The organism is Leclercia sp. 119287 (genome assembly GCF_009734485.1).
GTDB classification, from domain to species: Bacteria; Pseudomonadota; Gammaproteobacteria; order Enterobacterales; family Enterobacteriaceae; genus Enterobacter; species Enterobacter adecarboxylatus_C.
On record NZ_CP046445.1, the window covers coordinates 889,079 to 915,316 of the forward strand.

Genomic DNA, 26,238 nt, shown 5'->3' on the forward strand with positions numbered 1-26,238 from the left:
GCCTTTGGCGTTGTCATGAATTAAACGCGACTATACTTAGCACACCTGTAGCGATGTGCTGGTGGATAGTCTGCCTGAGACAAGTTTCCAAGGATTCGTAACGTGATTAACGACATCAGAAAAGATGCTGAAGTACGCATGGACAAATGCGTAGAAGCGTTCAAAACCCAAATCAGCAAAATTCGTACTGGCCGTGCTTCTCCAAGCCTGCTGGATGGCATCGTCGTGGAATACTACGGTACGCCAACCCCTCTGCGTCAGCTGGCGCAGGTGACGGTAGAAGATACCCGTACGCTGAAAATTAACGTCTTCGATCGTTCAATGGGCCCGGCCGTTGAGAAAGCCATCATGGCATCCGATCTGGGTCTGAACCCAAGCTCCGCAGGCACGGATATCCGTGTTCCACTGCCTGCGCTGACCGAAGAGCGTCGTAAAGATCTGATCAAAGTGGTACGTGGTGAAGCAGAGCAGGGCCGTGTTGCCGTGCGTAACGTTCGCCGTGACGCGAACGATAAAGTGAAAGCGCTGCTGAAAGACAAAGAGATCAGCGAAGATGACGATCGCCGTTCTCAGGACGACGTGCAGAAACTGACCGATGCGGCAATCAAGAAACTTGATGCGGCGCTGGCAGAAAAAGAAGCGGAACTGATGCAGTTCTGATTTCTGACGTAATCTGATAAAACGCCGTACAGAAGGCCCGATGGGCTTTGCTGGCGGCGTTTTGCTTTGCTGGTTTCACTACTTCTGGATAATTCATGAAGCAATTAACACTCCTCGGCTCAACCGGCTCCATCGGTTGCAGCACGCTCGACGTCGTTCGCCACAATCCTGAACACTACACCGTGACCGCGCTTGTCGCCGGGAAAAACGTTCAGCGGATGGTTGAGCAGTGTCTCGAGTTTGCGCCACGCTATGCGGTTATGGACGACGAGGAGAGTGCTCGCCAGGTAAAAGCATTGCTGGCCGAGCACGGCAGCCGGACCGAGGTATTAAGCGGTCAACGGGCTGCCTGCGACATGGCCGCCCTGGATGACGTAGACCAGGTGATGGCGGCAATCGTGGGCGCAGCAGGACTGCTGCCAACGCTGGCGGCGATCGATGCCGGGAAGACGGTGTTGCTGGCCAACAAAGAGTCGCTGGTGACTTGTGGACGCCTGTTTATGGAGGCGGTAAAGCAGCGCGGCGCGCAACTTTTGCCGGTAGATAGCGAACATAACGCTATTTTTCAGAGTTTACCGCAACCGTTTCAGCAAAACCTGGGGTACGCTGATCTGGAGCAGAATGGCGTCTCTTCTATTTTGCTCACCGGGTCTGGTGGCCCGTTCCGTGATACGCCGTTGTCTGATCTGGTCTCAATGACCCCGGATCAGGCATGTCGTCATCCGAACTGGTCGATGGGGCGTAAAATCTCCGTGGATTCTGCCACCATGATGAATAAAGGTCTGGAATACATTGAAGCCCGCTGGTTGTTTAACGCCTCGGCAGCGCAGATGGAAGTGTTAATTCACCCGCAGTCGGTGATCCACTCCATGGTCCGTTATCGGGATGGCAGCGTGATGGCGCAATTAGGCGAACCCGATATGCGTACGCCTATCGCCCATACGATGGCGTGGCCAAACCGCGTGGTCTCCGGCGTTAAGCCGCTCGACTTCTGCAAATTAAGTGCGCTGACGTTCAGTGCGCCAGATTATCAGCGCTATCCGTGCCTGAAGCTGGCGATGGAGGCATTCGAGCAGGGACAAGCGGCGACAACCGCCCTCAATGCGGCGAATGAAATTGCTGTCGCCGCCTTCCTCGAACAGCGGATCCGCTTTACGGATATCGCTGCGCTGAACCTGTCTGTTCTTGAGGCGATGGATTTGCGCGAGCCGCAAAGTGTGGATGATGTGCTGACCGTCGATGCGAAAGCCAGGCTCACGGCGCAAAAAGCGGTGACGCACCTCGCAAGCTGGTGATAATCCAGCCGTGGGTGGTCATGCTATTTGTTAGCGTTGGGCTTCAGTGATATAGTCTGCGCCACCTGATTGCGGGTAGTTGACGTTATGTGGTCAGGTAAGCCGTGGTATGACACGGCTTTTTTACGTAAAGGCTTCAGTATTCCTGAGTACCGTTAAATCCTTTCAGGGACCAAAAACGCGTTATGTTGTCTGCGAATCAACCAATAAGCGAAAACTTGCCAGCACATGGCTGTCGTCATGTCGCAATCATCATGGATGGCAATGGCCGCTGGGCGAAAAGACAAGGGAAGATCCGAGCCTTTGGGCATAAAGCTGGGGCGAAATCTGTTCGCCGCGCCGTTTCTTTTGCCGCCAATAACGGCATTGACGCGTTAACGCTCTATGCTTTCAGCAGTGAAAACTGGAATCGACCTGCGCAGGAAGTTAGCGCGTTGATGGAATTGTTCGTGTGGGCGCTCGACAGCGAAGTAAAAAGCCTGCACCGCCACAACGTTCGCCTGCGTATTATCGGGGATACCAGTCGTTTTAACTCACGTCTGCAGGAACGCATTCGTAAAGCGGAAGCGCTGACCGGGCAAAATACCGGCTTAACGCTCAATATCGCGGCGAATTATGGTGGACGTTGGGATATTGTCCAGGGTGTACGGCATTTGGCTGAACAGGTTCAGGAAGGGCTATTACAGCCGGACCAGATTGATGAAGAGGCGCTGAGTCAGCAAATCTGCATGAGTGAACTGACACCCGTGGATTTAGTAATTAGGACAGGGGGAGAACATCGCATCAGTAACTTTTTGCTATGGCAAATTGCCTACGCCGAACTTTACTTTACAGATGTTCTTTGGCCCGATTTTGATGAACAAGACTTTGAAGGTGCGCTGCATGCCTTTGCTAATCGAGAGCGTCGTTTCGGTGGTACCGAGCCTGGTGGCGACAACGCCTGATGGGGGTAGCTTTTGCTGAAGTATCGCCTGATTTCCGCGTTTGTTTTAATACCTGTTGTCATCGCGGCGCTGTTTTTACTGCCTCCGGTGGGATTTGCTATTGTCACACTGGTCGTTTGCATGCTGGCGGCGTGGGAATGGGGGCAGCTTAGCGGCTTTACCTCGCGTTCTCAGCGGGTATGGCTGGCGGTGCTGTGCGGCCTGGTGCTGGCGCTGATGCTCTTTATGCTGCCGGAGTACCATCACAATATTCATCAGCCGATAATCGCAGGTTCGCTCTGGCTTTCGCTGGGATGGTGGCTGGCAGCGCTGCTGCTGGTGCTCTTCTATCCCGGCTCTGCATCGCTATGGCGTAATTCGAAAATACTGCGTCTCTGTTTTGGGCTGTTCACCATCGTTCCTTTCTTCTGGGGAATGCTTGCCCTCCGTACCTGGCACTACGACGACAACCCTTACAGCGGGGCGTTATGGCTCCTTTACGTCATGATTCTCGTCTGGGGGGCTGACTCTGGCGCCTATATGTTTGGTAAACTGTTTGGCAAACATAAACTGGCACCGAAGGTCTCTCCGGGGAAAACGTGGCAGGGTTTTATCGGTGGTCTGTTTACAGCAGCGATTATCTCCTGGGGTTATGGCGTATGGGCCAACCTTGAGGTGGCACCGGCAACATTATTGGTCTGTTCTATCATCGCAGCGCTGGCTTCCGTGCTGGGTGATTTGACCGAAAGTATGTTTAAGCGTGAAGCAGGGATCAAAGACAGTGGCAATCTTATTCCAGGGCACGGCGGTATCCTGGATCGCATAGACAGCCTGACGGCGGCAGTTCCCGTGTTTGCCTGCCTGTTTTTGCTGGTGTTTGGGACGATTTAACGGAAGGTTTTATGCTTAGCATTCTCTGGAATCTGGCGGCATTCATTGTTGCACTGGGTGTACTTATCACGGTGCATGAATTTGGCCATTTCTGGGTTGCTCGGCGCTGTGGCGTGCGGGTAGAGCGCTTTTCAATTGGCTTTGGTAAGGCGCTCTGGCGCCGAAACGATCGCCACGGCACAGAATTTGTTATTGCCCTTATCCCACTCGGCGGCTACGTCAAAATGTTGGATGAACGCGTGGAGCCAGTGGCGCCTGAAGTGCGCCACTACGCGTTCAACAACAAAACCGTCGGCCAGCGCGCCGCAATCATTGCTGCCGGTCCGGTGGCAAACTTCATCTTCGCCATTTTTGCTTACTGGCTGGTGTTTATCATCGGTGTCCCTGGCGTTCGTCCGGTTGTTGGTGAAATTACACCCAACTCCATCGCGGCAAGCGCGCAAATTAATCCGGGCATGGAACTTAAAGCGATTGATGGCATCGAAACCCCTGATTGGGATGCCGTGCGGTTACAGCTGGTTGCCAAAATTGGCGACGAGCAAACTACCGTCAGCGTATCACCTTTCGGTTCCAGTACGCGTCAGGATAAAATCCTGAATTTACGCAACTGGACCTTTGAGCCAGATAAAGAAGATCCCGTTGCGGCGTTAGGCATTCGTCCACGCGGCGCGCAGATTGAACCGGTGCTGGCAGAAGTCCAGTCCGATTCCGCAGCGCGTAAAGCAGGTTTGCAAGCAGGCGACAGGATCGTTAAAGTCGATGGTCAACCTTTAACGCAGTGGATGACCTTTGTTACTCTGGTGCGTGATAATCCAGGTACGCCGCTGGCGCTGGAGATAGAAAGGCAGGGGAGCCCACTCTCCTTAACGCTCATCCCGGATACCAAACCGGGCGGTGGAAAGGCGGAAGGGTTTGCAGGCGTGGTGCCGAAAGTGATCCCGCTGCCCGATGAGTACAAGACAATACGCCAGTATGGGCCGTTCAGCGCCATTCTTGAAGCCACGGATAAAACATGGCAACTGATGAAGCTGACCGTGCAAATGCTGGGGAAATTGATTACCGGTGACGTAAAACTGAACAACCTCAGTGGGCCGATTTCGATCGCTCAGGGGGCTGGGATGTCAGCAGAGTTCGGGGTGATTTACTATCTCATGTTTCTTGCGCTCATTAGCGTGAACCTCGGGATAATCAACCTGTTCCCACTGCCTGTTTTAGATGGGGGGCATCTGCTGTTTTTAGCGATCGAGAAGCTAAAAGGCGGGCCGGTATCCGAGCGAGTTCAAGACTTTAGTTATCGCATTGGTTCGATTTTACTGGTGCTGTTAATGGGGCTTGCACTTTTCAATGATTTCTCTCGGTTGTAAGAGAGTGTTAGGAAGAACGCATAATAACGATGGCGATGAAAAAGTTGCTCATAGCGTCGCTGCTGTTTAGCAGCGCGACCGTATACGGTGCTGACGGGTTCGTAGTGAAAGATATTCATTTCGAAGGCCTTCAGCGTGTCGCCGTTGGTGCGGCCCTCCTCAGTATGCCAGTGCGCCCAGGCGACACGGTTAATGATGAAGACATTAGTAATACCATCCGCGCTCTGTTTGCCACCGGCAACTTCGAGGACGTTCGCGTTCTGCGCGATGGTGACACGCTGCTGGTTCAGGTAAAAGAGCGTCCAACGATTGCCAGCATCACCTTCTCCGGCAACAAGTCGGTGAAAGACGACATGCTCAAGCAAAACCTTGAGGCCTCTGGCGTGCGTGTCGGCGAATCTCTGGATCGCACCACCCTCTCTGATATTGAGAAAGGGCTGGAAGATTTCTACTACAGCGTCGGTAAATATAGCGCGAGCGTCAAAGCGGTTGTTACTCCGCTGCCACGTAACCGCGTCGATCTGAAGCTGGTGTTCCAGGAAGGTGTTTCTGCGAAAATCCAGCAGATCAACATCGTTGGTAACCATGCGTTCAGCACCGATGAGCTGATCTCTACCTTCCAGCTGCGTGACGAAGTGCCGTGGTGGAACGTGGTGGGCGACCGTAAATACCAGAAACAGAAACTGGCGGGCGATCTCGAAACCCTGCGCAGCTACTATCTGGATCGCGGCTATGCGCGCTTTAACATCGATTCGACTCAGGTCAGCCTGACGCCGGACAAGAAAGGTATCTACATCACCGTTAACATTACCGAAGGCGATCAGTACAAGCTTTCTGGTGTGGAAGTGAGTGGTAACCTGGCAGGACACTCTGCCGAGATCGAAAGCCTGACCAAACTGCAGCCGGGTGAACTGTACAGCGGCTCGAAAGTGACCAAAATGGAAGACGGCATTAAAAAGCTGCTCGGCCGTTATGGTTACGCTTACCCACGCGTACAGACTCAGCCTGAAATCAACGATACGGATAAAACCGTTAAGCTCCACGTTAACGTCGATGCGGGTAATCGTTTCTACGTGCGTAAGATCCGTTTTGAAGGTAACGACACCTCTAAGGATGCCGTTCTGCGCCGTGAAATGCGCCAGATGGAAGGGGCATGGCTGGGTAGCGATCTGGTCGATCAGGGTAAAGAGCGTCTGAACCGTCTGGGCTATTTCGAAACCGTCGATACCGACACTCAGCGCGTGCCGGGTAAACCGGACCAGGTAGACGTCGTTTACAAGGTCAAAGAGCGTAATACCGGTAGCTTTAACTTTGGTGTCGGTTACGGTACCGAAAGTGGCGTCAGCTTCCAGGTGGGCGTACAGCAGGATAACTGGTTAGGTACCGGCTATTCCGTGGGTATCAACGGTACCAAGAACGACTACCAGACTTACTCTGAGCTCTCCGTTACTAACCCTTACTTCACCGTTGATGGTGTAAGTCTGGGCGGTCGTATTTTCTATAACGACTTTAAAGCGGATGATGCGGACCTGTCTTCGTATACCAACAAAAGCTACGGCGTTGATGGTACGCTCGGCTTCCCAGTTAACGAATACAACACCCTGCGTGCCGGCTTAGGTTATGTGCATAACGACCTGTCCAACATGCAGCCGCAGGTGGCAATGTGGCGTTATCTGGACTCTATCGGACAGTCTGCCAGCACCTCGAATGATGATAACGGGTTTGCCGCAGATGACTTTACCTTCAACTATGGCTGGACGTACAACCGCCTCGACCGTGGTTTCTTCCCGACCGAAGGTTCGCGCGTCAACCTGAACGGTAAAGTTACGGTCCCGGGCTCTGATAATGAGTTCTACAAAGTTACCCTCGACACCGCGTCCTACTTCCCGATCGACGAAGACCATAAATGGGTGGTTCTGGGTCGTACGCGCTGGGGTTACGGCGACGGCTTAGGTGGCAAAGAGTTGCCGTTCTATGAAAACTTCTACGCGGGCGGCTCGAGCACCGTACGTGGCTTCCAGTCCAATAACATTGGTCCGAAAGCGGCATATTACGGTGGCAATGACGATGATAACTGCGACAAACCAGCCACTGATGGCTCGGGCAATAAAAATGTCTGTAGCTCTGATGATGCGGTAGGCGGTAACGCTATGGGTGTCGCCAGCCTGGAGTTTATTACCCCTACGCCGTTTATCAGCGATAAGTATGCCAATTCCGTACGTACCTCCTTCTTCCTGGATGCGGGTACCGTATGGGATACTAACTGGCAGAATACCAGTGAGACCAGGTTAGCAGGTATTCCGGACTACAGCGATCCGAGCAATATTCGTATGTCTGCGGGTCTCGCACTACAATGGATGTCACCGCTGGGGCCGTTGGTCTTCTCTTACGCCCAGCCGTTTAAGAAATACGAGGGAGACAAAGCGGAGCAGTTCCAGTTTAACATTGGTAAAACCTGGTAATTGTCCGTTGCAAAGGAATGCGTTGGCAGTGTAGCGCTGACAACTGGCGATCGCAGGATCGCCTTGCCACGCAAAGAACGGTACCTTCGGGTACCAATGGGATGGTAAGGAGTTAATTGTGAAAAAGTGGTTATTAGCTGCAGGTCTCGGTTTAGCGATGGCAACTTCTGCTCAGGCAGCAGACAAAATTGCAATCGTCAATATGGGTAACTTGTTCCAGCAGGTTGCGCAGAAAACAGGTGTTTCTGCCACGCTGGAAAACGAGTTCAAAGGCCGTGCAAGCGAACTGCAGGGTATGGAAAAGGATCTGCAATCCAAAATGCAGCGTCTGCAGCGCGATGGTTCTACCATGAAAGCGAGCGAGCGTAGCAAACTGGAAAAAGACGTAATGGCTCAGCGTCAGACTTTCTCTCAGAAAGCGCAAGCTTTTGAACAGGATCGTCAACGTCGTTCTAACGAAGAACGTGGCAAGCTGGTTACCCGTATCCAGTCCGCTGTGAAAGCTGTTGCCGCCGATCAGAATATCGACCTGGTTGTTGATGGCAACGCTGTTGCATTCAACAGCAGCGATGTTAAAGACATCACCGCTGATGTCCTGAAACAGGTTAAATAAGTAATGCCTTCAATTCGACTCGCTGATTTAGCTCAGCAGTTGGATGCAGAATTACACGGTGATGGCGATATCGTCATCACCGCTGTTGCGTCCATGCAGTCTGCTAAAGCAGGCACTATCACCTTCATGGTAAGCCCAAAGTACCGTGAACATCTGGCGCTTTGCCAGGCGTCTGCTGTCGTACTGACGCAGGACGATTTGCCGTTTGCCGCAGGTGCAGCGCTGGTAGTAAAGAACCCCTACCTGACGTATGCCCGTATGGCACAAATTCTCGATACCACGCCGCAGCCGGCACAGAACATCGCACCCAGTGCGGTGATTGATCCGACGGCGCAGCTGGGTAACAACGTATCAATTGGTGCCAATGCGGTTATCGAATCAGACGTCGTGCTGGGCGATAACGTGGTGATTGGCGCCGGTTGCTTCGTGGGTAAAAAAACAAAAATTGGTGCAGGCTCTCGCCTGTGGGCCAACGTCTCCATTTACCATGAGATCGAAATCGGTGAACATTGCCTGATCCAGTCCAGCACCGTTATTGGCGCGGATGGTTTCGGTTATGCCAACGATCGTGGTAACTGGGTGAAGATCCCGCAGCTGGGCCGGGTGATCATCGGCGATCGCGTCGAAATCGGCGCATGCACGACCATCGACCGTGGTGCGCTTGATGACACGATTATCGGTAATGGTGTTATCATCGATAACCAGTGCCAGATTGCACATAACGTTGTGATTGGCGACAATACTGCGGTTGCCGGCGGCGTTATTATGGCAGGCAGCCTGAAGATTGGCCGTTACTGTATGATTGGCGGCGCCAGCGTCATTAACGGGCATATGGAAATATGCGATAAAGTCACGGTCACAGGGATGGGCATGGTTATGCGTCCTATCACTGAACCGGGCGTCTACTCCTCAGGCATACCGTTGCAGCCTAACAAGGCGTGGCGTAAAACTGCAGCCCTGGTGATGAATATTGATGATATGAGCAAGCGCCTCAAGGCTATTGAGCGCAAAATCGATCAACAAGACTAAGCGTTCACCCGTTTAACGCACACTTCCCGGCCTGTCGGCTTTCTTATAAACCGGCAGGCCGTGTTATTATTGCCATTCAGATATTTTGACAGGAAGAGTATTTTGACTACTGACACTCATACTCTGCATATTGAAGAGATTTTAGAACTTCTGCCGCACCGCTACCCGTTTTTACTGGTAGACCGTGTGCTGGATTTTGAAGAAGGTCGTTTTCTGCGCGCAGTGAAAAATGTTTCTGTAAACGAGCCATTCTTCCAGGGGCACTTCCCTGGGAAGCCTATCTTCCCGGGCGTATTGATCCTGGAAGCGATGGCTCAGGCGACTGGTATTCTGGCGTTTAAAAGCGTCGGTAAACTGGAGCCGGGTGAGCTGTATTACTTCGCAGGTATCGACGAAGCGCGCTTTAAGCGCCCGGTTGTGCCTGGTGATCAGATGATCATGGAAGTGACTTTTGAAAAAACGCGTCGTGGCCTGACTCGCTTTAAAGGCGTAGCTCTGGTTGACGGCAAGGTTGTTTGCGAAGCTACCATGATGTGTGCGCGTAGCCGGGAGGCCTGATACGTGATTGATAAAACCGCCTTTATTCATCCAACCGCCATTGTGGAAGAGGGTGCCGTTATCGGTGCTAACGCCCACATCGGCCCGTTTTGTATTGTTGGACCCCATGTCGTAATTGGTGAGGGTACCGTACTGAAATCTCACGTCGTTGTGAATGGTCATACGACCATTGGCCGCGACAACGAGATCTATCAGTTCGCCACCATCGGCGAAGCGAACCAGGATCTGAAATATGCTGGTGAACCGACCCGTGTCGAAGTTGGCGATCGTAACCGCATTCGCGAAAGCGTCACCATTCATCGTGGCACAGTACAGGGCGGTGGATTGACGAAGGTGGGCAGCGATAACCTGTTTATGGTCAACGCGCATATCGCGCATGACTGCACCGTCGGTAATCGCTGTATTCTCGCCAACAACGCAACGCTGGCGGGACACGTATCAGTAGACGATCATGCCATCATTGGCGGCATGACCGCGGTCCATCAGTTCTGCATCATTGGTGCGCACGTGATGGTTGGCGGCTGCTCCGGCGTGGCGCAGGACGTCCCGCCGTATGTGATTGCGCAGGGTAACCATGCGACGCCGTTTGGCGTCAACATCGAGGGCCTTAAGCGCCGCGGCTTCAGCCGTGAAGCGATTATGGCTATCCGTAACGCCTACAAACAGCTGTACCGTAACGGTAAAACGCTGGAAGAGGCGAAGCCGGAAATCGCTGAACTGGCGAAACAGCATCCTGAGGTGAACGCGTTCGTGGAATTCTTCGCACGCTCAACTCGCGGTCTGATTCGTTAATGGTTGATAGTCGCCCGCTGACGATCGCCCTTGTCGCCGGAGAAACCTCCGGCGATATTCTTGGTGCAGGTCTTATTCGAGCGCTCAAAGCGCGCGTTCCCAACGCGCGCTTTGTCGGCGTTGCCGGTCCATTGATGCAGGCTGAAGGGTGTGAAGCCTGGTATGAGATGGAAGAGCTGGCGGTGATGGGCATCGTTGAGGTGCTGGGTCGCCTGCGTCGTTTGCTGTACATCCGCGCCGATCTGACGCGTCGTTTTACCGAACTGAAGCCCGATGTGTTCGTCGGCATTGATGCGCCTGACTTCAACATTACCCTCGAAGGTAATCTGAAAAAGCAGGGAATTAAAACCATCCATTACGTCAGCCCGTCCGTCTGGGCGTGGCGACAGAAACGTGTTTTCAAAATAGGCAGATCGACGAATCTCGTTCTGGCTTTCCTGCCTTTCGAAAAAGCGTTTTACGATAAATTCAACGTGCCGTGCCGCTTTATCGGCCACACCATGGCCGATGCCATGCCGCTGGATCCCGATAAAAATGCGGCACGCGACGTACTCGGCATTCCCCACCACGTTCACTGCCTGGCCCTGCTGCCGGGGAGCCGTGGTGCAGAAGTGGAAATGCTCAGCGCAGACTTTCTGAAAACGGCGCAGATCCTGCGTCAGACCTACCCTGACCTCGAAGTGGTCGTGCCGCTGGTAAACGCCAAACGCCGGGAGCAGTTCGAACGTATTAAGGCGGAGGTCGCTCCGGATCTGCATGTCCATCTGTTAGATGGTAAAGGCCGTGAAGCGATGGTCGCCAGCGATGCCGCGCTGCTGGCGTCGGGGACCGCCGCGCTGGAGTGCATGCTGGCGAAATGCCCGATGGTGGTTGGCTATCGCATGAAGCCGTTCACCTTCTGGCTGGCGAAACGACTGGTGAAAACCGATTACGTCTCCCTGCCAAACCTGCTCGCCCGACGCGAGCTGGTGAAAGAGCTGCTGCAGGATGAGTGCCAGCCGCAGGCGCTAGCCGCTGCGCTGTTACCGCTGCTGGCCGACGGCAAAACCAGCCATGAAATGCACAATACCTTCCGGGAACTGCATCAGCAAATCCGCTGTAATGCCGATGAGCAGGCGGCTGACGCGGTGCTGGAGTTAGCACAATGATGGAATTTATTTACCCTCATACCCATCTGGTGGCGGGTGTGGATGAAGTGGGGCGTGGTCCGCTGGTGGGTGCCGTTGTCACTGCCGCGGTGATCCTCGATCCTGCTCGTCCTATTATCGGTCTGAATGATTCGAAGAAATTATCCGAAAAGCGCCGCCTGGCGCTGTACGATGAAATTAAAGAGAAAGCGCTGGCCTGGAGTCTGGGGCGGGCGGAGCCGCATGAGATAGACGAGCTGAACATCCTGCATGCCACCATGCTGGCGATGCAGCGTGCGGTGGCGGGGCTGAACGTAGTGCCAGAGTATGTGCTGATCGACGGAAACCGTTGTCCGGCACTGCCCATGCCGTCACTGGCGGTCGTCAAAGGCGACAGCCGGGTGGCTGAAATCAGCGCCGCCTCGATCATTGCTAAGGTCACCCGCGATGCCGAAATGGCCGCGCTCGATATCACTTTTCCCCAGTATGGCTTTGCCCAGCATAAGGGGTATCCTACCGCTTTCCACCTGGAAAGACTGGCTGAACACGGCGCAACTGAACACCACCGTCGCAGTTTTGGACCGGTGAAACGCGCACTGGGACTGATGTCCTGAATCAAGACGCCAATAAGTAACGCGGGATCTGAAAATGGCTGAACCACGTTTCGTACACCTGCGGGTGCACAGCGACTATTCCATGATTGATGGGCTGGCAAAGACCGGGCCGCTGGTAAAAAAGGCGGCCGCCCTTGGCATGCCTGCGCTGGCGATCACCGACTTCACCAACCTGTGCGGTCTGGTGAAGTTCTACGGAACGGCGCACGGTGCCGGTATGAAGCCGGTGATTGGTGCCGATTTTCACGTTCAGAGCGAGCTTCTCGCCGATGAGATGACGCAGATTACCGTTCTCGCGATGAATAACACCGGCTATCAGAACCTGACGCTGCTGATCTCCCGGGCCTATCAGCGCGGCTACGGTCCGCAGGGGCCGTGGATCGATCGCGCGTGGCTGGCGGAACTGAATGAGGGGCTGCTGCTGATCTCCGGCGGGCGCATGGGCGACGTTGGCCGATGCCTGCTGCGCGGCAATGGCGCGCTGGTGGAACAGTGCGTCGATTTTTATAAAGAATACTTCCCGGACCGCTTCTATCTGGAGCTGATCCGTACCGGCCGTCCTGATGAAGAGAGCTATCTGCATGCCGCAGTTGCCCTTGCAGAAGAGCACGGGCTACCGGTTGTGGCGTCTAACGACGTGCGCTTTATCAACGCCGATGATTTTGATGCCCATGAAATTCGCGTCGCTATCCACGATGGCTTTACCCTCGACGATCCGAAACGCCCGCGCAACTATTCGCCGCAGCAGTATATGCGCAGCGAAGAGGAGATGTGCGAGCTGTTTTCCGATATTCCGGAAGCGCTGGAAAACAGCGTAGAGATTGCCAAACGCTGCAACGTCACCGTCCGCCTGGGCGAGTATTTCCTGCCGCAGTTCCCGACCGGCGACATGACCACCGAAGACTTCCTGGTCCTGAAATCGAAAGAGGGTCTGGAAGAGCGTCTGGAATTCCTCTTCCCGGACCCGGCCGTTCGCGCCGAGAAGCGCCCGGAATATGACGAGCGTCTGGATATTGAACTCCAGGTTATTAACCAGATGGGGTTCCCCGGCTACTTCCTGATCGTCATGGAGTTTATCCAGTGGTCGAAGGACAACGGGGTACCGGTTGGGCCAGGTCGTGGTTCGGGTGCGGGATCGCTGGTGGCCTATGCGCTGAAAATTACCGATCTCGATCCGCTGGAATTTGACCTGCTGTTCGAACGTTTTCTTAACCCGGAACGTGTCTCAATGCCCGACTTCGACGTCGACTTCTGCATGGAGAAACGCGACCAGGTTATCGAGCACGTGGCGGACATGTACGGTCGCGATGCGGTATCGCAGATTATTACCTTCGGTACGATGGCGGCAAAAGCGGTTATCCGCGACGTAGGTCGCGTGCTGGGCCATCCGTACGGTTTTGTCGACCGCATCTCGAAGCTGGTGCCGCCCGATCCGGGCATGACCCTGGCGAAAGCCTTCGAAGCAGAACCGCAGCTGCCGGAAATCTACGAGGCCGACGAAGAGGTCAAAGCGCTGATCGACATGGCGCGCAAGCTGGAAGGCGTCACCCGTAACGCCGGTAAGCACGCCGGTGGGGTGGTTATTGCCCCGACCAAAATTACCGATTTTGCGCCGCTGTACTGCGACGAAACCGGCTCGCACCCGGTTACCCAGTTCGATAAGAACGACGTGGAATACGCCGGCCTGGTGAAGTTTGACTTCCTCGGCTTGCGTACGCTCACCATCATCGACTGGGCGTTGAAGATGATCAACCCGCGCCGGGCCAAACAGGGCCTGGAGCCGATTGATATCGCCGCGATCCCGCTGGATGACAAGAAAAGCTTCGACATGCTGCAGCGTTCGGAAACCACGGCGGTGTTCCAGCTTGAATCCCGCGGCATGAAAGATCTGATCAAACGTCTGCAGCCTGACTGCTTCGAGGACATGATCGCTCTGGTGGCACTGTTCCGTCCGGGACCGTTGCAGTCGGGGATGGTGGATAACTTTATCGACCGTAAGCACGGTCGCGAAGAGCTCTCTTATCCTGATGTGCAGTGGCAGCACGAAAGCCTGAAACCGGTACTGGAGCCCACCTACGGCATCATCCTGTATCAGGAACAGGTTATGCAGATAGCCCAGGTGCTCTCCGGCTACACCCTCGGCGGCGCGGACATGCTGCGTCGTGCGATGGGTAAGAAAAAGCCGGAAGAGATGGCCAAGCAGCGCGGCACCTTCGAAGAAGGGGCAAAGAAAAACGGCGTTGATGGCGAACTGGCGATGAAAATCTTCGATCTGGTAGAGAAATTTGCCGGATACGGATTTAACAAGTCGCACTCCGCTGCTTACGCGCTGGTCTCCTATCAGACGCTGTGGCTGAAAGCACACTACCCGGCAGAATTTATGGCCGCGGTAATGACCGCCGATATGGACAACACCGAGAAGGTGGTGGGTCTGGTGGATGAGTGCTGGCGCATGGGGCTGAAAATTCTGCCGCCGGACATCAACTCCGGCCAGTATCATTTCCACGTTAACGATGACGGGGAGATTGTTTACGGTATTGGCGCCATTAAAGGCGTGGGTGAAGGCCCGATCGAAGCGATCATCGAAGCCCGTAACCAGGGCGGTTACTTCCGCGAGCTGTTCGACCTGTGCGCCCGTACCGATATCAAAAAGCTTAACCGCCGGGTGCTGGAAAAGCTGATCATGTCCGGGGCGTTTGACCGCCTTGGGCCGCATCGCGCCGCGCTGATGAACTCGCTGGCCGACGCCCTGAAGGCTGCCGATCAGCACTCGAAAGCCGAAGCCATTGGTCAGGCGGATATGTTCGGCGTGCTGGCAGAAGAGCCGGAGCAGATCGAACAATCCTATGCCAGCTGTCAGCCGTGGCCGGAACAGACGGTGCTGGACGGCGAGCGTGAAACGCTGGGCCTGTACCTGACCGGGCATCCGATTAACCAGTATCTTAAAGAAATTGAGCGCTATGTCGGAGGCTACCGGCTTAAAGACATGCATCCGACAGAACGTGGTAAGATTACCACGGCTGCGGGGCTCGTCATTGCCGCGAGGGTTATGGTCACCAAGCGCGGCAATCGTATCGGCATCTGTACGCTGGATGACCGTTCCGGGCGTCTGGAGGTGATGTTATTCACCGACGCACTGGATAAATATCAGCAGTTGCTGGAAAAAGACCGCATACTTATCGTCAGCGGACAGGTCAGCTTTGATGACTTCAGCGGGGGGCTTAAAATGACCGCCCGCGAAGTGATGGACATTGACGAAGCCCGGGAAAAATATGCTCGCGGGCTTGCTATCTCGCTGACGGACAGGCAAATTGATGACCAGCTTTTAAACCGACTCCGTCAGTCTCTGGAACCCCACCGCTCGGGGACCATTCCAGTACATCTCTACTATCAGAGGGCGGATGCGCGTGCACGATTGCGCTTTGGTGCGTCGTGGCGTGTCTCTCCGAGCGATCGTTTACTTAACGATCTCCGTGGCCTCATTGGTTCGGAGCAGGTGGAACTGGAGTTTGACTAATACAGGAATACTATGAGTCTGAATTTCCTTGATTTCGAACAGCCGATTGCAGAGCTGGAAGCGAAAATCGATTCTCTGACCGCCGTTGGCCGTCAGGATGAAAAACTGGATATTAACATCGACGAAGAAGTGCATCGTCTGCGTGAAAAGAGCGTAGAACTGACGCGCAAAATCTTTGCCGATCTCGGCGCATGGCAGGTTGCCCAGATGGCGCGCCATCCACAGCGTCCGTACACCCTGGATTATGTCCGCCTGGCGTTCGATGAATTCGACGAACTGGCAGGCGATCGCGCCTATGCTGACGATAAAGCTATCGTTGGCGGTATCGCACGCCTCGACGGTCGTCCGGTGATGATTATTGGCCACCAGAAAGGGCGCGAAACCAAAGAAAAAATTCGCCGCAATTTCGGGATGCCAGCGCCGGAGGGTTACCGTAAAGCCCTGCGTCTGATGGAGATGGCCGAGCGTTTCAACATGCCGATCATCACCTTTATCGACACTCCGGGTGCTTACCCGGGCGTCGGTGCAGAAGAGCGCGGTCAGTCTGAAGCGATTGCCCGCAACCTGCGCGAAATGTCACGCCTGAGCGTGCCGGTTATCTGCACCGTTATCGGTGAAGGTGGTTCCGGTGGTGCGCTGGCCATTGGCGTGGGCGATAAAGTGAATATGCTGCAATACAGCACCTATTCCGTTATCTCCCCGGAAGGCTGCGCCTCCATTCTGTGGAAAAGCGCTGACAAAGCGCCGCTGGCTGCAGAAGCGATGGGCATTATCGCCCCACGCCTGAAAGAGCTGAAGCTGATCGATACCGTTATCCCGGAACCACTGGGGGGCGCACACCGTAAGCCGGAAGTCATGGCGGCCTCTCTGAAGGCACAGCTGCTGGCCGATCTCGCCGATCTCGACGTGCTGAGCAAAGAAGATCTGCTTAACCGTCGTTACCAGCGTCTGATGAGCTACGGTTACGCATAAGCCAGGCCATACTCTGAAAAGCCGCACATCGTTGCGGCTTTTTTTATGCCTGCGGTTTACCTCAACTATGCTTAGTGAATGTTTTTTAAGGAGGTAAACCGTGAACATCATTGCCATTATGGGGCCGCACGGCGTCTTTTATAAAGACGAACCCATCAAGGAGCTGGAGCAGGCGTTAAGGTCGCGCGGGTTTCAACTCATCTGGCCGCAGAACAGCGCCGATCTACTGAAGTTCATCGAACACAACCCGCGCATTTGCGGCGTCATCTTCGACTGGGACGAATACGACCTCGAGCTGTGCAGCGATATCAATCAACTCAATGAATACCTGCCGCTGTACGCCTTTATCAACACCCACTCTACGATGGACGTCAGCGCCCACGATCTGCGGATGGCGTTGTGGTTCTTTGAGTATTCGCTGGGCGTGGCTGAGGATATTGCCACCCGCATTCAGCAATATACCGGTGAGTACCTCGATACCATTACCCCGCCGTTTACCCGGGCGCTCTTCACCTATGTGAAAGAGGGAAAATATACCTTCTGCACCCCGGGCCATATGGCGGGTACGGCGTACCAGAAAAGCCCGGTGGGCTGTCTGTTCTATGATTTCTTTGGCGGGAATACGTTGAAGGCGGATGTGTCGATCTCGGTGACGGAGCTGGGTTCTCTGCTGGATCATACCGGCCCGCATCTTGAAGCCGAAGAGTACATCGCCCGCACCTTTGGCGCCGAGCAGAGCTATATGGTGACCAACGGTACCTCGACCTCGAACAAGATTGTCGGCATGTACGCCGCGCCGGACGGCAGTACTCTGCTGATTGACCGTAACTGCCACAAATCTCTGGCGCATCTGCTGATGATGAGCGACGTGGTGCCGATCTGGCTGTCGCCCACCCGTAACGCGCTGGGCATTCTGGGCGGGATCCCGCGCCGGGAATTTACCCACGCGGCGATTGAGAACAAAGTGGCAACCGTGCCGGGGGCAAGCTGGCCGGTGCACGCGGTGATCACCAACTCCACCTACGACGGTCTGCTGTACAATACTAACTGGGTGAAACAGACCCTGGATGTGCCTTCGATCCATTTTGACTCTGCGTGGGTGCCCTATACCAACTTCCACCCGATCTATGCCGGGAAAAGCGGGATGAGCGGCGAGCGGGTGCCGGGAAAAGTGTTCTTCGAAACCCAGTCGACGCACAAAATGCTGGCAGCATTCTCCCAGGCCTCGCTGATTCACATTAAAGGCGAATACGACGAAGATACCTTCAACGAAGCCTTTATGATGCACACCACCACCTCGCCGAGTTATCCGCTGGTAGCCTCGATTGAAACCGCGGCGGCGATGCTGCGCGGCAATCCCGGCAAGCGTCTGATCAACCGTTCCGTTGAGCGTGCTCTGCATTTTCGCAAAGAGGTCCAGCGCCTTAAAGACGAAGCCGACAGCTGGTTCTTCGATATCTGGCAGCCGGACGATATCGACGAAGCCGAATGCTGGCCGGTGGCGCCAGGAGAGAGCTGGCATGGCTTCCGCGATGCCGATGCGGATCATATGTTCCTCGATCCGGTCAAAGTCACCATTCTCACACCGGGCATGGACGAGCAGGGGGTAATGAGCGAGGAGGGGATCCCGGCGGCGCTGGTGGCGAAGTTCCTTGATGAGCGCGGCGTAGTGGTCGAAAAGACCGGGCCGTATAACCTGCTGTTTCTCTTCAGTATAGGTATCGACAAAACCCGGGCGATGGGATTGCTGCGCGGCCTGATGGAGTTCAAGCGCGCCTACGATCTGAATCTGCGGGTCAAAAACATGCTGCCGGATCTCTACGCTGAGGATCCTGACTTTTACCGCAACATGCGCATCCAGGATCTGGCCCAGGGGATCCATAAGCTGATCCGCCAGCACGATCTGCCGCGTCTGATGCTGCAGGCCTTTGACGTTCTGCCAGAAATGAAGCTTACTCCGCATCACGCCTGGCAGCGCCAGGTGAAAGGGGAGGTGGAAACCGTCGATCTGGAGGATCTGGTCGGGCGGATCTCGGCCAACATGATCCTGCCTTATCCGCCGGGGGTGCCGCTGCTGATGCCAGGGGAGATGATCACCGAGAAGAGCAGGGCGGTGCTCGATTTCCTGCTCATGCTCTGCTCAATTGGTCGTCATTATCCCGGGTTCGAAACGGACATCCACGGTGCCAAACGGGATGAAAACGGCATCTACAGGGTACGGGTCTTAAAAGCGCAGTGACCCCTTGCACGGCACGGGGGTTCGGTTATAACGTTCAGGCACATTAAAAAGGAGAGACTATGCTGGGCTTAAAGCAGGTTCACCATATTGCAATTATTGCCACCGACTACGCTATCAGTAAGGCGTTTTACTGCGATACACTGGGATTTACCCTGCAGAGTGAGTTTTACCGCGAAGAGCGCGACTCCTGGAAGGGAGATCTGGCACTGAACGGCCAGTACGTCATTGAGCTGTTTTCATTCCCTTTCCCGCCGGCGCGTCCGTCCCAACCGGAAGCCTGCGGTTTACGCCACCTCGCCTTTAGCGTGGATGATATTGACCAGGCCGTGCAGCACCTCGAATCGCATGACGTAAAGTGTGAAGCCATTCGTATCGACCCTTTCACCGGGAAACGCTTCACATTCTTCAACGATCCTGATGGCCTGCCGCTGGAACTGTACCAGCAGTAACACTTGCCTCCATAAGAATTGCCCGGTAACGTGCCGGGCATCCTCCTGCATAAATAACGACGATGACCACAGCCGATCTTCAGCAAGCCCTCCACCCGTACCGCCGTCTGCTGGTGGGATTTAGCGGTGGCCTGGATTCCACGGTTTTGCTGCATCAGTTGATGCGCTGGCGTGAACAGGATCCCGGTCTCGGACTGCGCGCTATCCATATTCATCATGGCCTGAGTCCGCACGCAGACAGCTGGGTCGCGCACTGCGAAAGCCTCTGTCGCGCGTGGGGTATCCCGCTTGTCGTGGTGCGGGTGACGCTGGCGGATGAGGGACTGGGGCTGGAAGCGCAGGCGCGTAAAGCGCGTTATACCGCCTTTCGCGAGGCGCTTCTGCCGGGTGAAGCGCTGGTCACGGCGCAACACCTGGACGATCAGTGTGAAACCTTTCTGCTGGCGCTTAAGCGCGGCAGCGGCCCGGCAGGGCTGTCGGCCATGCCCGCGCGGGCGCGTTTTGCCGATACCGAACAGATTCGTCCCTTGCTCGGCGAGACGCGCGAATCGCTGCTTGGCGAGGCGCAGCGTTGGGGTCTTCGCTGGATAGAGGATGAAAGCAACCAGGACGACAGCTATGACCGCAACTTTTTGCGCCTGCGCGTAGTTCCCCTGCTGGCACAACGCTGGCCGCATTTTGCGCAAGCCACCGCGCGCAGCGCCACGCTGTGCGCGGAGCAGGAGCAGCTGCTTGATGAGCTGCTGGCTGACGAGCTGTCGTCCCTGGTTTCCGACGAGGGGGCATTGGCTATCGCGCCGCTGGAGGCGATGAGCGCGGTACGTCGGGCGGCGCTGCTGCGAAGATGGCTGGCGACACAGGGGGCCTTAATGCCGTCGCGGGCCATGCTCACCCGGCTCTGGGAGGAGGTGGCGCTTGCCCGGGAAGATGCGGCACCGCAACTGCGTTCCGGGGAGGGAGAGATCAGGCGCTTTAAGGGGCAGCTGTGGTGGGTGAAAAGCCACGCGCCGCTGGCCGATCGAGTTTTCGACTGGCCCTCTCTGGATCAACCCCTACAGCTGCCGGAAGGCCTGGGTGTTCTGCATATTAAGGCGGGCGGTAATCTACGTCTGCCGCAGCCCGGCGAGCCGGTGACGGTACGCTTCCGCGCCAGCGGAACGCTGCACATCGTCGGGCGAAACGGTGGACGTAAGATTAAAAAAATCTGGCAGGAACTTAATGTTGCCCCCTGGCGGCGGGATGCCACTCCGCTGCTGTTCTACGGCGAAACGCTGGTAGCGGCTGCGGGCGTGTTTGTGACGCGGGAAGGGGCGGCGGAGACGGGCGTACAGCTGGAGTGGAAAGCGTAACGGACAGCGGGCTGCCCGTTACAGAGGATCAGGACTCGCTCACCACGACGGTGCCGATTTCGGGATGACTGAAGCTGGCAATTTTATCGAGACGGAGTTCACGCGTTGCGCCGCCGTCCTCGACCACCAGGTACTCCACGTTTTTACGGGATACCAGATCGTTCGCTTTAGCCTTCAGGACTTCGCCATCTTTTAACGCCAGCGTCAGGACCAGATGATGCTGGCAGGCGAGTTCGAGGTTGTCATAGTCATCGCAATTGATGGGTTGATAAGTTTCATTCATTGACATAATCGCTCACCAGTAAATTCGCAGCAGCATATGCTGCTTTTTCTCTGACCGATTCTGAAAGCGTGTCATCCGACGCCATTTCATTCAGAACTTTCAATACACAGCCCAACGCATCAGGGATGTACCCCAGATCGCCGCTGGCAATTTCCGCATACCGTTTGCGAATTAACTCACAATAATTATTCACATCCCCTCCTGCCAGCGCACTGACTTTACTGTGAGATACAATTAAGCCTACGAGCATAAACCCGGTTTAGCAAGGTGACTATACCATACTCATTTAAGCAATATCAGCAGGTTGATGTCGCAGACATTCGCGAGCCTGTAACAGCCTTTTGGCGGAGATTTCGCTACAATGCGCACCTGATTCGAAAGGAGTTCTCTCATGGCGCTTAAAGCGACAATTTACAAAGCTGCGGTCAATGTGGCGGATTTAGACCGCAATCAGTTTCTGGATGCGACCCTGACGCTGGCGCGTCATCCATCAGAAACGCAGGAGCGCATGATGTTGCGCCTGCTGGCATGGATTAAGTATGCCAACGAACGGCTGCAGTTTACCCGCGGATTAAGCGCGGAAGACGAGCCGGAAGCCTGGCTGCTCAACGATCATCTGGGCATCGATCTGTGGATTGAGCTTGGCCTGCCGGATGAGCGCCGCATTAAGAAAGCCTGTACCCAGTCTGCGGAGGTGGCGCTCTTTACCTATAACAGCCGTGCCGCGGAGATTTGGTGGCAGCAGAATAAGAACAAGTGCTCGCAATTCAATAACCTGTCCGTCTGGTACCTGAATGATGAACAGCTTGCTGCGCTGAGCGCATTTGCCGGACGAACCATGATCCTGCAGGCAACGATCCAGGATGGCGCCATCTGGTTATCGGATGCTGAGAATAATCTGGAAATTCATCCTGAAGCCTGGCAGTCCCGCTCATGATTGTCCTGTCCCGAACTGTCACCCTTCCTGATAATGAAGTTGAGATCACCGCGATCCGCGCACAGGGCGCGGGTGGCCAGCATGTGAATAAAACCTCAACGGCCATTCATCTGCGCTTTGACATTCGGGCATCCAGCCTGCCAGAGTACTATAAAGAACGCCTGCTCGCCGCCAGCCATCATCTGATCACCAGCGAAGGGGTGATTATCATCAAGGCGCAGGAGTACCGCAGTCAGGAGATGAACCGGGAGGCGGCGCTGGCCCGGCTGGTGGCGCTGATCCAGGAGTTAACCGTAGTACAAAAAAGCCGTCGGGCCACCCGTCCGACCCGCGCCTCGAAAGAGCGCCGGCTGGCTTCGAAATCACAGAAATCGTCCGTTAAAGCGCTGCGCGGCAAAGTCCGACGCCCTCAGGATTAACGGGCGACAGTCGGAATACGATAAGGAATAGAGAGTGAAAACAGCGATATTTTCAGTGGTGGCAGCAAGCACGCTGTTCGTCCTGATGGGGTGCCATAACCGCGCAGAGATGCAGGCGCTGGAACCGACCCAGGCAGAGGCGTTAAAACCGATGCAGCAGAGCTGGCGTGGCGTCTTGCCCTGTGCCGATTGCGAAGGTATCGAAACCTCGCTGTTTCTGGAAAAAGATGGCTCCTGGGTGATGAACCAGCACTACCAGGGGGCGAAGGCACCTTCCTCCTTTGCCAGCTACGGCACTTGGGCTCGCACCGCCGATAAGCTGGTGCTAACGGATACGGCGGGCGAAAAGCGCTATTTCCGTGCCAAAGGCGAAGGGCTGGAGATGCTCGACATGCAGGGCAATCCCATAGAATCACAGTTTAATTACACCCTGGCGCCGGTAACCGCCGCGCTGCCGGCGACGCCAATGGCGATGCGCGGCATGTATTTCTATATGGCTGATGCAGCGATCTTCACCGACTGTGCCACCGGCAAAAAGGTGAGCGTGGCGAATAACGCCCAACTGGAGCGGGATTACGCGGCGGCGCGCGGGAGTGATACCAAACCGGTACTGCTCACGGTCGACGGGCATTTTACGCTGGAAGCCAATCCGGACAGCGGCGAGAGAGTCAAAACGCTGGTGCCGGACCGGGATGCCAGGTTTGAAGCCGGTAAGAATTGCGACAGCAAATAGCTGAAATAAAAAACCCCGCCGGAGCGGGGTTTTTTGTGGCTTATGCCTTGATGGCTTTCACCAGGTAATCAAGCACGTCACCGGTTTTAATCATCTGCTTCTCGCCGTTACGACGATACTTGTACTCGATCTCGTCGTTATCAAGGTTACGATCGCCAATGACCACGGTATGAGGAATACCGATCAGTTCCATATCGGCAAACATCACGCCCGGACGCTCTTTACGATCGTCCATCAGCACTTCGATACCCTGGGCACGCAGTTCGCTGTACAGTTTCTCGGCCAGCTCCTGCACGCGGTAGGATTTGTGCATGTTCATTGGCAGGATCGCCACCTGGAACGGCGCAATGTTGTCCGGCCAGACAATACCGCGTTCGTCGTAGTTTTGCTCGATAGCAGCAGCAACCACACGAGTGACCCCAATACCGTAGCAGCCCATGGTCAGGACCTGGTTACGACCATCTTCGCCCTGAACGGCAGCATTCATTGCGCGGGAGTATTTATCACCCAGCTGGAAGATGTGACCCACTTCGATACCCCGTTTGATCATCAGGGTGCCCTTGCCGTCCGGGCTCGGATCGCCTGCGACCACGTTACGAATGTCAGCCACTTCAGGGGTCGCCACATCGCGATCCCAGTTGATGCCAAAGAAGTGTTTACCGTCAACGTTAGCACCGGCAGAGAAATCGCTCATCGCTGCGACCGTGCGGTCAACAACAACAGGGATTGGCATATTGACCGGGCCCAGAGAACCCGGACCGGCATTCACGACGGCACGGATTTCTGCTTCCGTTGCGAACGTTAATGGGCTTGCAACCTGCGGCAGCTTCTCTGCTTTCACTTCGTTCAGCTCGTGATCGCCACGCACCAGCAGGGCAACCAGCGGGTATGCGCTGCCTTCGGTAGATTTTACCAGCAGGGTTTTTACCGTTTTTTCGATTGGCAGATTGAACTGCTCAACCAGTTCGGCGATAGTTTTCGCGTTTGGTGTATCAACCAGTTTCATCTCTTCAGTTGCAGCAGCACGCGGCGTTTTAGGCGCCAGGGCTTCTGCAAACTCAATGTTAGCAGCGTAATCAGAGGAGTCAGAGAAGATCACATCGTCTTCACCGCTCTGCGCCAGTACCTGGAACTCGTGAGATGCGCTACCGCCGATGGAGCCGGTATCAGCCTGAACAGCACGGAAATCCAGCCCCATGCGGGAAAAGATTTTGCTGTACGCTTCATACATCTTGTCATAGGTCTCTTGCAGAGACTCCTGAGAAGTATGGAAAGAGTAAGCATCTTTCATCAGGAATTCACGGGAACGCATGACGCCAAAGCGTGGGCGCACTTCGTCACGGAACTTGGTCTGGATCTGGAAGAAGTTCAGCGGCAGCTGCTTGTAAGAGCTCAGCTCATTACGGATCAGATCGGTAATGACTTCTTCATGCGTTGGACCCAGAACAAACGGACGATCGCCACGATCGGCAATACGTAGCAGTTCCGGACCATACTGCTCCCAGCGTCCACTCTCCTGCCACAGCTCAGAGGGCTGAACTACCGGCATTAACACCTCGATAGCACCGGCGTTATTCATCTCTTCACGCACGATATTTTCGACTTTTTTCAGGACGCGCACGCCGGTCGGCAACCAGGTATACAACCCGGAGGCCAGCTTGCGGATCATCCCGGCGCGCAGCATCAGCTGGTGGCTGATAACTTCGGCGTCGGCAGGTGTCTCCTTCAGGGTGGAGAGCAGATATTGGCTAGTACGCATGTTGTTACGGTTCCATTTCGACGATTGGAACAGGCTGACCGGCAGCCTGACACAAAAAAAGTGGTTTAGTTTACCAGTGTGGCAATGATGCCAAAAGAGAAGAGAATAAAATTACTGCGGCTCGAGGGCAAACACTTCAAAGCCCGCCGCCGTGACGCGCCAGCGAACGTTAAAATCCAGCAGCAGAACGGCATACGTTTTCCCGGCTTCTTCCTCTTTTCGGTAGGCCGGACGGGGATCCTGGGCCAGCACCTCGACGATAAAATCCCGCAGGCGAGGGTAGCGCTTTTCCAGCTGGACTAACCGGAGGGCCAACTCATCGGTAAAGTAAACGGGCATACCCGCCATAGGGGCCTGCTGGGCATAGCTGGCGCGTGCATCCGGCACCGCTTCGGCAAAGGGCAGATAGGGTTTGATGTCCACCACCGGCGTGCCGTCGACCAGATCCAGACTGCCAAGCTCGAGGATCACCTGATCTTTCTGACAGCGAATGCCTTTCAGCTCGACGAGCGACATCCCGACAGGATTCGGGCGGAAGGTAGAGCGCGTGGCAAATACCCCCATTCTTGCATTACCGCCGAGACGAGGCGGGCGAACGGTCGGCCGCCAGCCGCCTGCCATGGTCTGATGGAAGATAAACAGTACCCACAGGTGGCTAAAGGCTTCCAGTCCGCGCACGGCATCTGCCTGATTAAACGGAGCGATCAAGTGAAGCTCACCGCCACCGCTTTTTACCAGCCCTGGCTGGCGGGGTACGGCAAACTTCTCTTTATAAGGAGAGCGGATAACGCCTATCTGCTCGAACTGGAATGCACTCATTTTGCCGAGACGTTAAGGGCAGAACCTACGCAGACGGCCTGGCGGTAGCAGCCTGGCGTGCCGCTGGTCACTTCACAGCTGTGCAGCAGAACCGCATTGGCTTTCATTTTAGAGGCATTCACCTGCATGCGTTTACGCGCAGTCGGGATATTCGGAGGAGAGTCCTGATTGCTGGCCTGGCAAGATTCGCCGGAGACCTCACCCAGATCGCGGAACGGTTTACCCACTAAGGCTTCAGCGCTGGTATAGATTTTGACTGGCGCAGGGCGTGGCGCTTTTGGCTTTTCAGGCTCCACTTTAGGCGGGGTTGCTGTGCTTTTAACAGGTTCAACAGGAGATCTGCTTAGCATAGAACAGCCGCTCAGCATCAGTGCTAAAAGACAGATCGGTAAAGCACGCATAATATTTCCTCTATGAATAATCAAATCGTCAGA

Annotated in this window: 25 protein-coding genes; 20 read left to right on the forward strand and 5 right to left on the reverse strand. The window is 55.2% G+C overall.

Going from position 1 to position 26,238, the window contains the following annotated elements; all coding sequences use genetic code 11:
- The first annotated feature begins 102 nt into the window (after positions 1 to 102).
- The 17 genes from frr to tilS all read left to right on the forward strand — a co-directional run bounded on the left by frr (position 103) and on the right by tilS (position 20,854).
- Positions 103 to 660 (forward strand): ribosome recycling factor, encoded by a 558-nt coding sequence (gene frr, locus GNG27_RS04210; protein ID WP_032616614.1) that lies wholly within the window; start codon positions 103 to 105, stop codon positions 658 to 660.
- A gap of 95 nt (positions 661 to 755) precedes the next feature.
- A complete protein-coding gene (ispC, locus tag GNG27_RS04215; protein WP_142488297.1) occupies positions 756 to 1,955 on the forward strand; it encodes a 1-deoxy-D-xylulose-5-phosphate reductoisomerase in 1,200 nt (399 codons plus the stop codon).
- A gap of 185 nt (positions 1,956 to 2,140) precedes the next feature.
- Entirely contained in the window at positions 2,141 to 2,899 is a 759-nt protein-coding gene (ispU, locus tag GNG27_RS04220; protein WP_142488298.1) for a (2E,6E)-farnesyl-diphosphate-specific ditrans,polycis-undecaprenyl-diphosphate synthase, read from the forward strand.
- A 12-nt stretch (positions 2,900 to 2,911) separates the two neighbouring features.
- A complete protein-coding gene (gene cdsA / locus GNG27_RS04225; protein WP_156262943.1) occupies positions 2,912 to 3,769 on the forward strand; it encodes a phosphatidate cytidylyltransferase in 858 nt (285 codons plus the stop codon).
- Between the two features lie 11 nt (positions 3,770 to 3,780).
- Positions 3,781 to 5,133 (forward strand): sigma E protease regulator RseP, encoded by a 1,353-nt coding sequence (rseP, locus tag GNG27_RS04230; protein WP_156262944.1) that lies wholly within the window; start codon positions 3,781 to 3,783, stop codon positions 5,131 to 5,133.
- 29 nt (positions 5,134 to 5,162) lie between these two features.
- Positions 5,163 to 7,595: an outer membrane protein assembly factor BamA gene (gene bamA / locus GNG27_RS04235; RefSeq protein WP_156262945.1), complete on the forward strand. Its 2,433-nt coding sequence runs from the start codon at positions 5,163 to 5,165 to the stop codon at positions 7,593 to 7,595.
- A 118-nt stretch (positions 7,596 to 7,713) separates the two neighbouring features.
- Positions 7,714 to 8,208 (forward strand): molecular chaperone Skp, encoded by a 495-nt coding sequence (skp, locus tag GNG27_RS04240; protein ID WP_032616621.1) that lies wholly within the window; start codon positions 7,714 to 7,716, stop codon positions 8,206 to 8,208.
- A gap of 3 nt (positions 8,209 to 8,211) precedes the next feature.
- Positions 8,212 to 9,237, forward strand: a complete 1,026-nt coding sequence (lpxD, locus tag GNG27_RS04245; RefSeq protein WP_156262946.1) for a UDP-3-O-(3-hydroxymyristoyl)glucosamine N-acyltransferase — start codon at positions 8,212 to 8,214, stop codon at positions 9,235 to 9,237.
- Positions 9,238 to 9,339: 102 nt separating this feature from the next.
- Positions 9,340 to 9,795 (forward strand): 3-hydroxyacyl-ACP dehydratase FabZ, encoded by a 456-nt coding sequence (gene fabZ, locus GNG27_RS04250; RefSeq protein WP_007373234.1) that lies wholly within the window; start codon positions 9,340 to 9,342, stop codon positions 9,793 to 9,795.
- 3 nt (positions 9,796 to 9,798) lie between these two features.
- Complete coding sequence (gene lpxA / locus GNG27_RS04255; protein WP_142488303.1) at positions 9,799 to 10,587, forward strand: acyl-ACP--UDP-N-acetylglucosamine O-acyltransferase; 789 nt, start codon at positions 9,799 to 9,801, stop codon at positions 10,585 to 10,587.
- Complete coding sequence (gene lpxB, locus GNG27_RS04260) at positions 10,587 to 11,735, forward strand: lipid-A-disaccharide synthase (protein WP_156262947.1); 1,149 nt, start codon at positions 10,587 to 10,589, stop codon at positions 11,733 to 11,735. Before lpxA ends, lpxB begins: the two co-directional genes overlap by 1 nt.
- Entirely contained in the window at positions 11,732 to 12,328 is a 597-nt protein-coding gene (gene rnhB / locus GNG27_RS04265) for a ribonuclease HII (protein ID WP_156262948.1), read from the forward strand. Before lpxB ends, rnhB begins: the two co-directional genes overlap by 4 nt.
- 34 nt (positions 12,329 to 12,362) lie before the next feature.
- Positions 12,363 to 15,845: a DNA polymerase III subunit alpha gene (dnaE, locus tag GNG27_RS04270; protein WP_156262949.1), complete on the forward strand. Its 3,483-nt coding sequence runs from the start codon at positions 12,363 to 12,365 to the stop codon at positions 15,843 to 15,845.
- Between the two features lie 12 nt (positions 15,846 to 15,857).
- A complete protein-coding gene (gene accA, locus GNG27_RS04275) occupies positions 15,858 to 16,817 on the forward strand; it encodes an acetyl-CoA carboxylase carboxyl transferase subunit alpha (RefSeq protein WP_106994311.1) in 960 nt (319 codons plus the stop codon).
- A gap of 100 nt (positions 16,818 to 16,917) precedes the next feature.
- Positions 16,918 to 19,056 carry a lysine decarboxylase LdcC gene (locus tag GNG27_RS04280; protein WP_156262950.1) on the forward strand — a complete coding sequence of 713 codons (2,139 nt, stop codon included), beginning with the start codon at positions 16,918 to 16,920 and terminating at the stop codon, positions 19,054 to 19,056.
- Positions 19,057 to 19,115: 59 nt separating this feature from the next.
- The gene (locus GNG27_RS04285) at positions 19,116 to 19,505 is read left to right on the forward strand and encodes a VOC family protein (RefSeq protein ID WP_156262951.1); all 390 of its coding nucleotides are present in this window, start codon (positions 19,116 to 19,118) and stop codon (positions 19,503 to 19,505) included.
- 62 nt (positions 19,506 to 19,567) lie between these two features.
- Entirely contained in the window at positions 19,568 to 20,854 is a 1,287-nt protein-coding gene (tilS, locus tag GNG27_RS04290; protein WP_156262952.1) for a tRNA lysidine(34) synthetase TilS, read from the forward strand.
- 28 nt (positions 20,855 to 20,882) lie between these two features.
- Here the strand turns inward: tilS and rof are convergent, their stop codons facing one another.
- Positions 20,883 to 21,143: a Rho-binding antiterminator gene (gene rof / locus GNG27_RS04295; protein WP_059308693.1), complete on the reverse strand. Its 261-nt coding sequence runs from the start codon at positions 21,141 to 21,143 to the stop codon at positions 20,883 to 20,885.
- Positions 21,130 to 21,330, reverse strand: coding sequence for a YaeP family protein (locus GNG27_RS04300; RefSeq protein ID WP_142488310.1), 201 nt, complete (start codon positions 21,328 to 21,330; stop codon positions 21,130 to 21,132). The genes rof and GNG27_RS04300 overlap by 14 nt, the downstream gene beginning before the upstream one ends.
- 198 nt (positions 21,331 to 21,528) lie before the next feature.
- On the opposite strand from GNG27_RS04300, the gene GNG27_RS04305 reads away from it, so the two are divergent.
- Genes GNG27_RS04305 through nlpE form a run of 3 tightly spaced genes read left to right on the forward strand, consistent with a single transcriptional unit; the run spans position 21,529 to position 23,226 of the window.
- Positions 21,529 to 22,074, forward strand: a complete 546-nt coding sequence (locus tag GNG27_RS04305; protein WP_142488311.1) for a YaeQ family protein — start codon at positions 21,529 to 21,531, stop codon at positions 22,072 to 22,074.
- Positions 22,071 to 22,493 (forward strand): alternative ribosome rescue aminoacyl-tRNA hydrolase ArfB, encoded by a 423-nt coding sequence (gene arfB, locus GNG27_RS04310; RefSeq protein WP_106994315.1) that lies wholly within the window; start codon positions 22,071 to 22,073, stop codon positions 22,491 to 22,493. Before GNG27_RS04305 ends, arfB begins: the two co-directional genes overlap by 4 nt.
- A 34-nt stretch (positions 22,494 to 22,527) precedes the next feature.
- The gene (gene nlpE, locus GNG27_RS04315; RefSeq protein ID WP_142488312.1) at positions 22,528 to 23,226 is read left to right on the forward strand and encodes an envelope stress response activation lipoprotein NlpE; all 699 of its coding nucleotides are present in this window, start codon (positions 22,528 to 22,530) and stop codon (positions 23,224 to 23,226) included.
- A gap of 40 nt (positions 23,227 to 23,266) precedes the next feature.
- Here the strand turns inward: nlpE and proS are convergent, their stop codons facing one another.
- The 3 genes from proS to rcsF all read right to left on the reverse strand — a co-directional run bounded on the left by proS (position 23,267) and on the right by rcsF (position 26,205).
- Positions 23,267 to 24,985, reverse strand: a complete 1,719-nt coding sequence (proS, locus tag GNG27_RS04320; protein WP_142488313.1) for a proline--tRNA ligase — start codon at positions 24,983 to 24,985, stop codon at positions 23,267 to 23,269.
- 111 nt (positions 24,986 to 25,096) lie between these two features.
- Positions 25,097 to 25,804 (reverse strand): tRNA (N6-threonylcarbamoyladenosine(37)-N6)-methyltransferase TrmO, encoded by a 708-nt coding sequence (gene tsaA, locus GNG27_RS04325; RefSeq protein ID WP_156262953.1) that lies wholly within the window; start codon positions 25,802 to 25,804, stop codon positions 25,097 to 25,099.
- On the reverse strand, positions 25,801 to 26,205 hold the full coding sequence (rcsF, locus tag GNG27_RS04330) for an Rcs stress response system protein RcsF (protein WP_142488315.1): 405 nt from the start codon (positions 26,203 to 26,205) through the stop codon (positions 25,801 to 25,803). Before rcsF ends, tsaA begins: the two co-directional genes overlap by 4 nt.
- Positions 26,206 to 26,238: the final 33 nt, after the last annotated feature.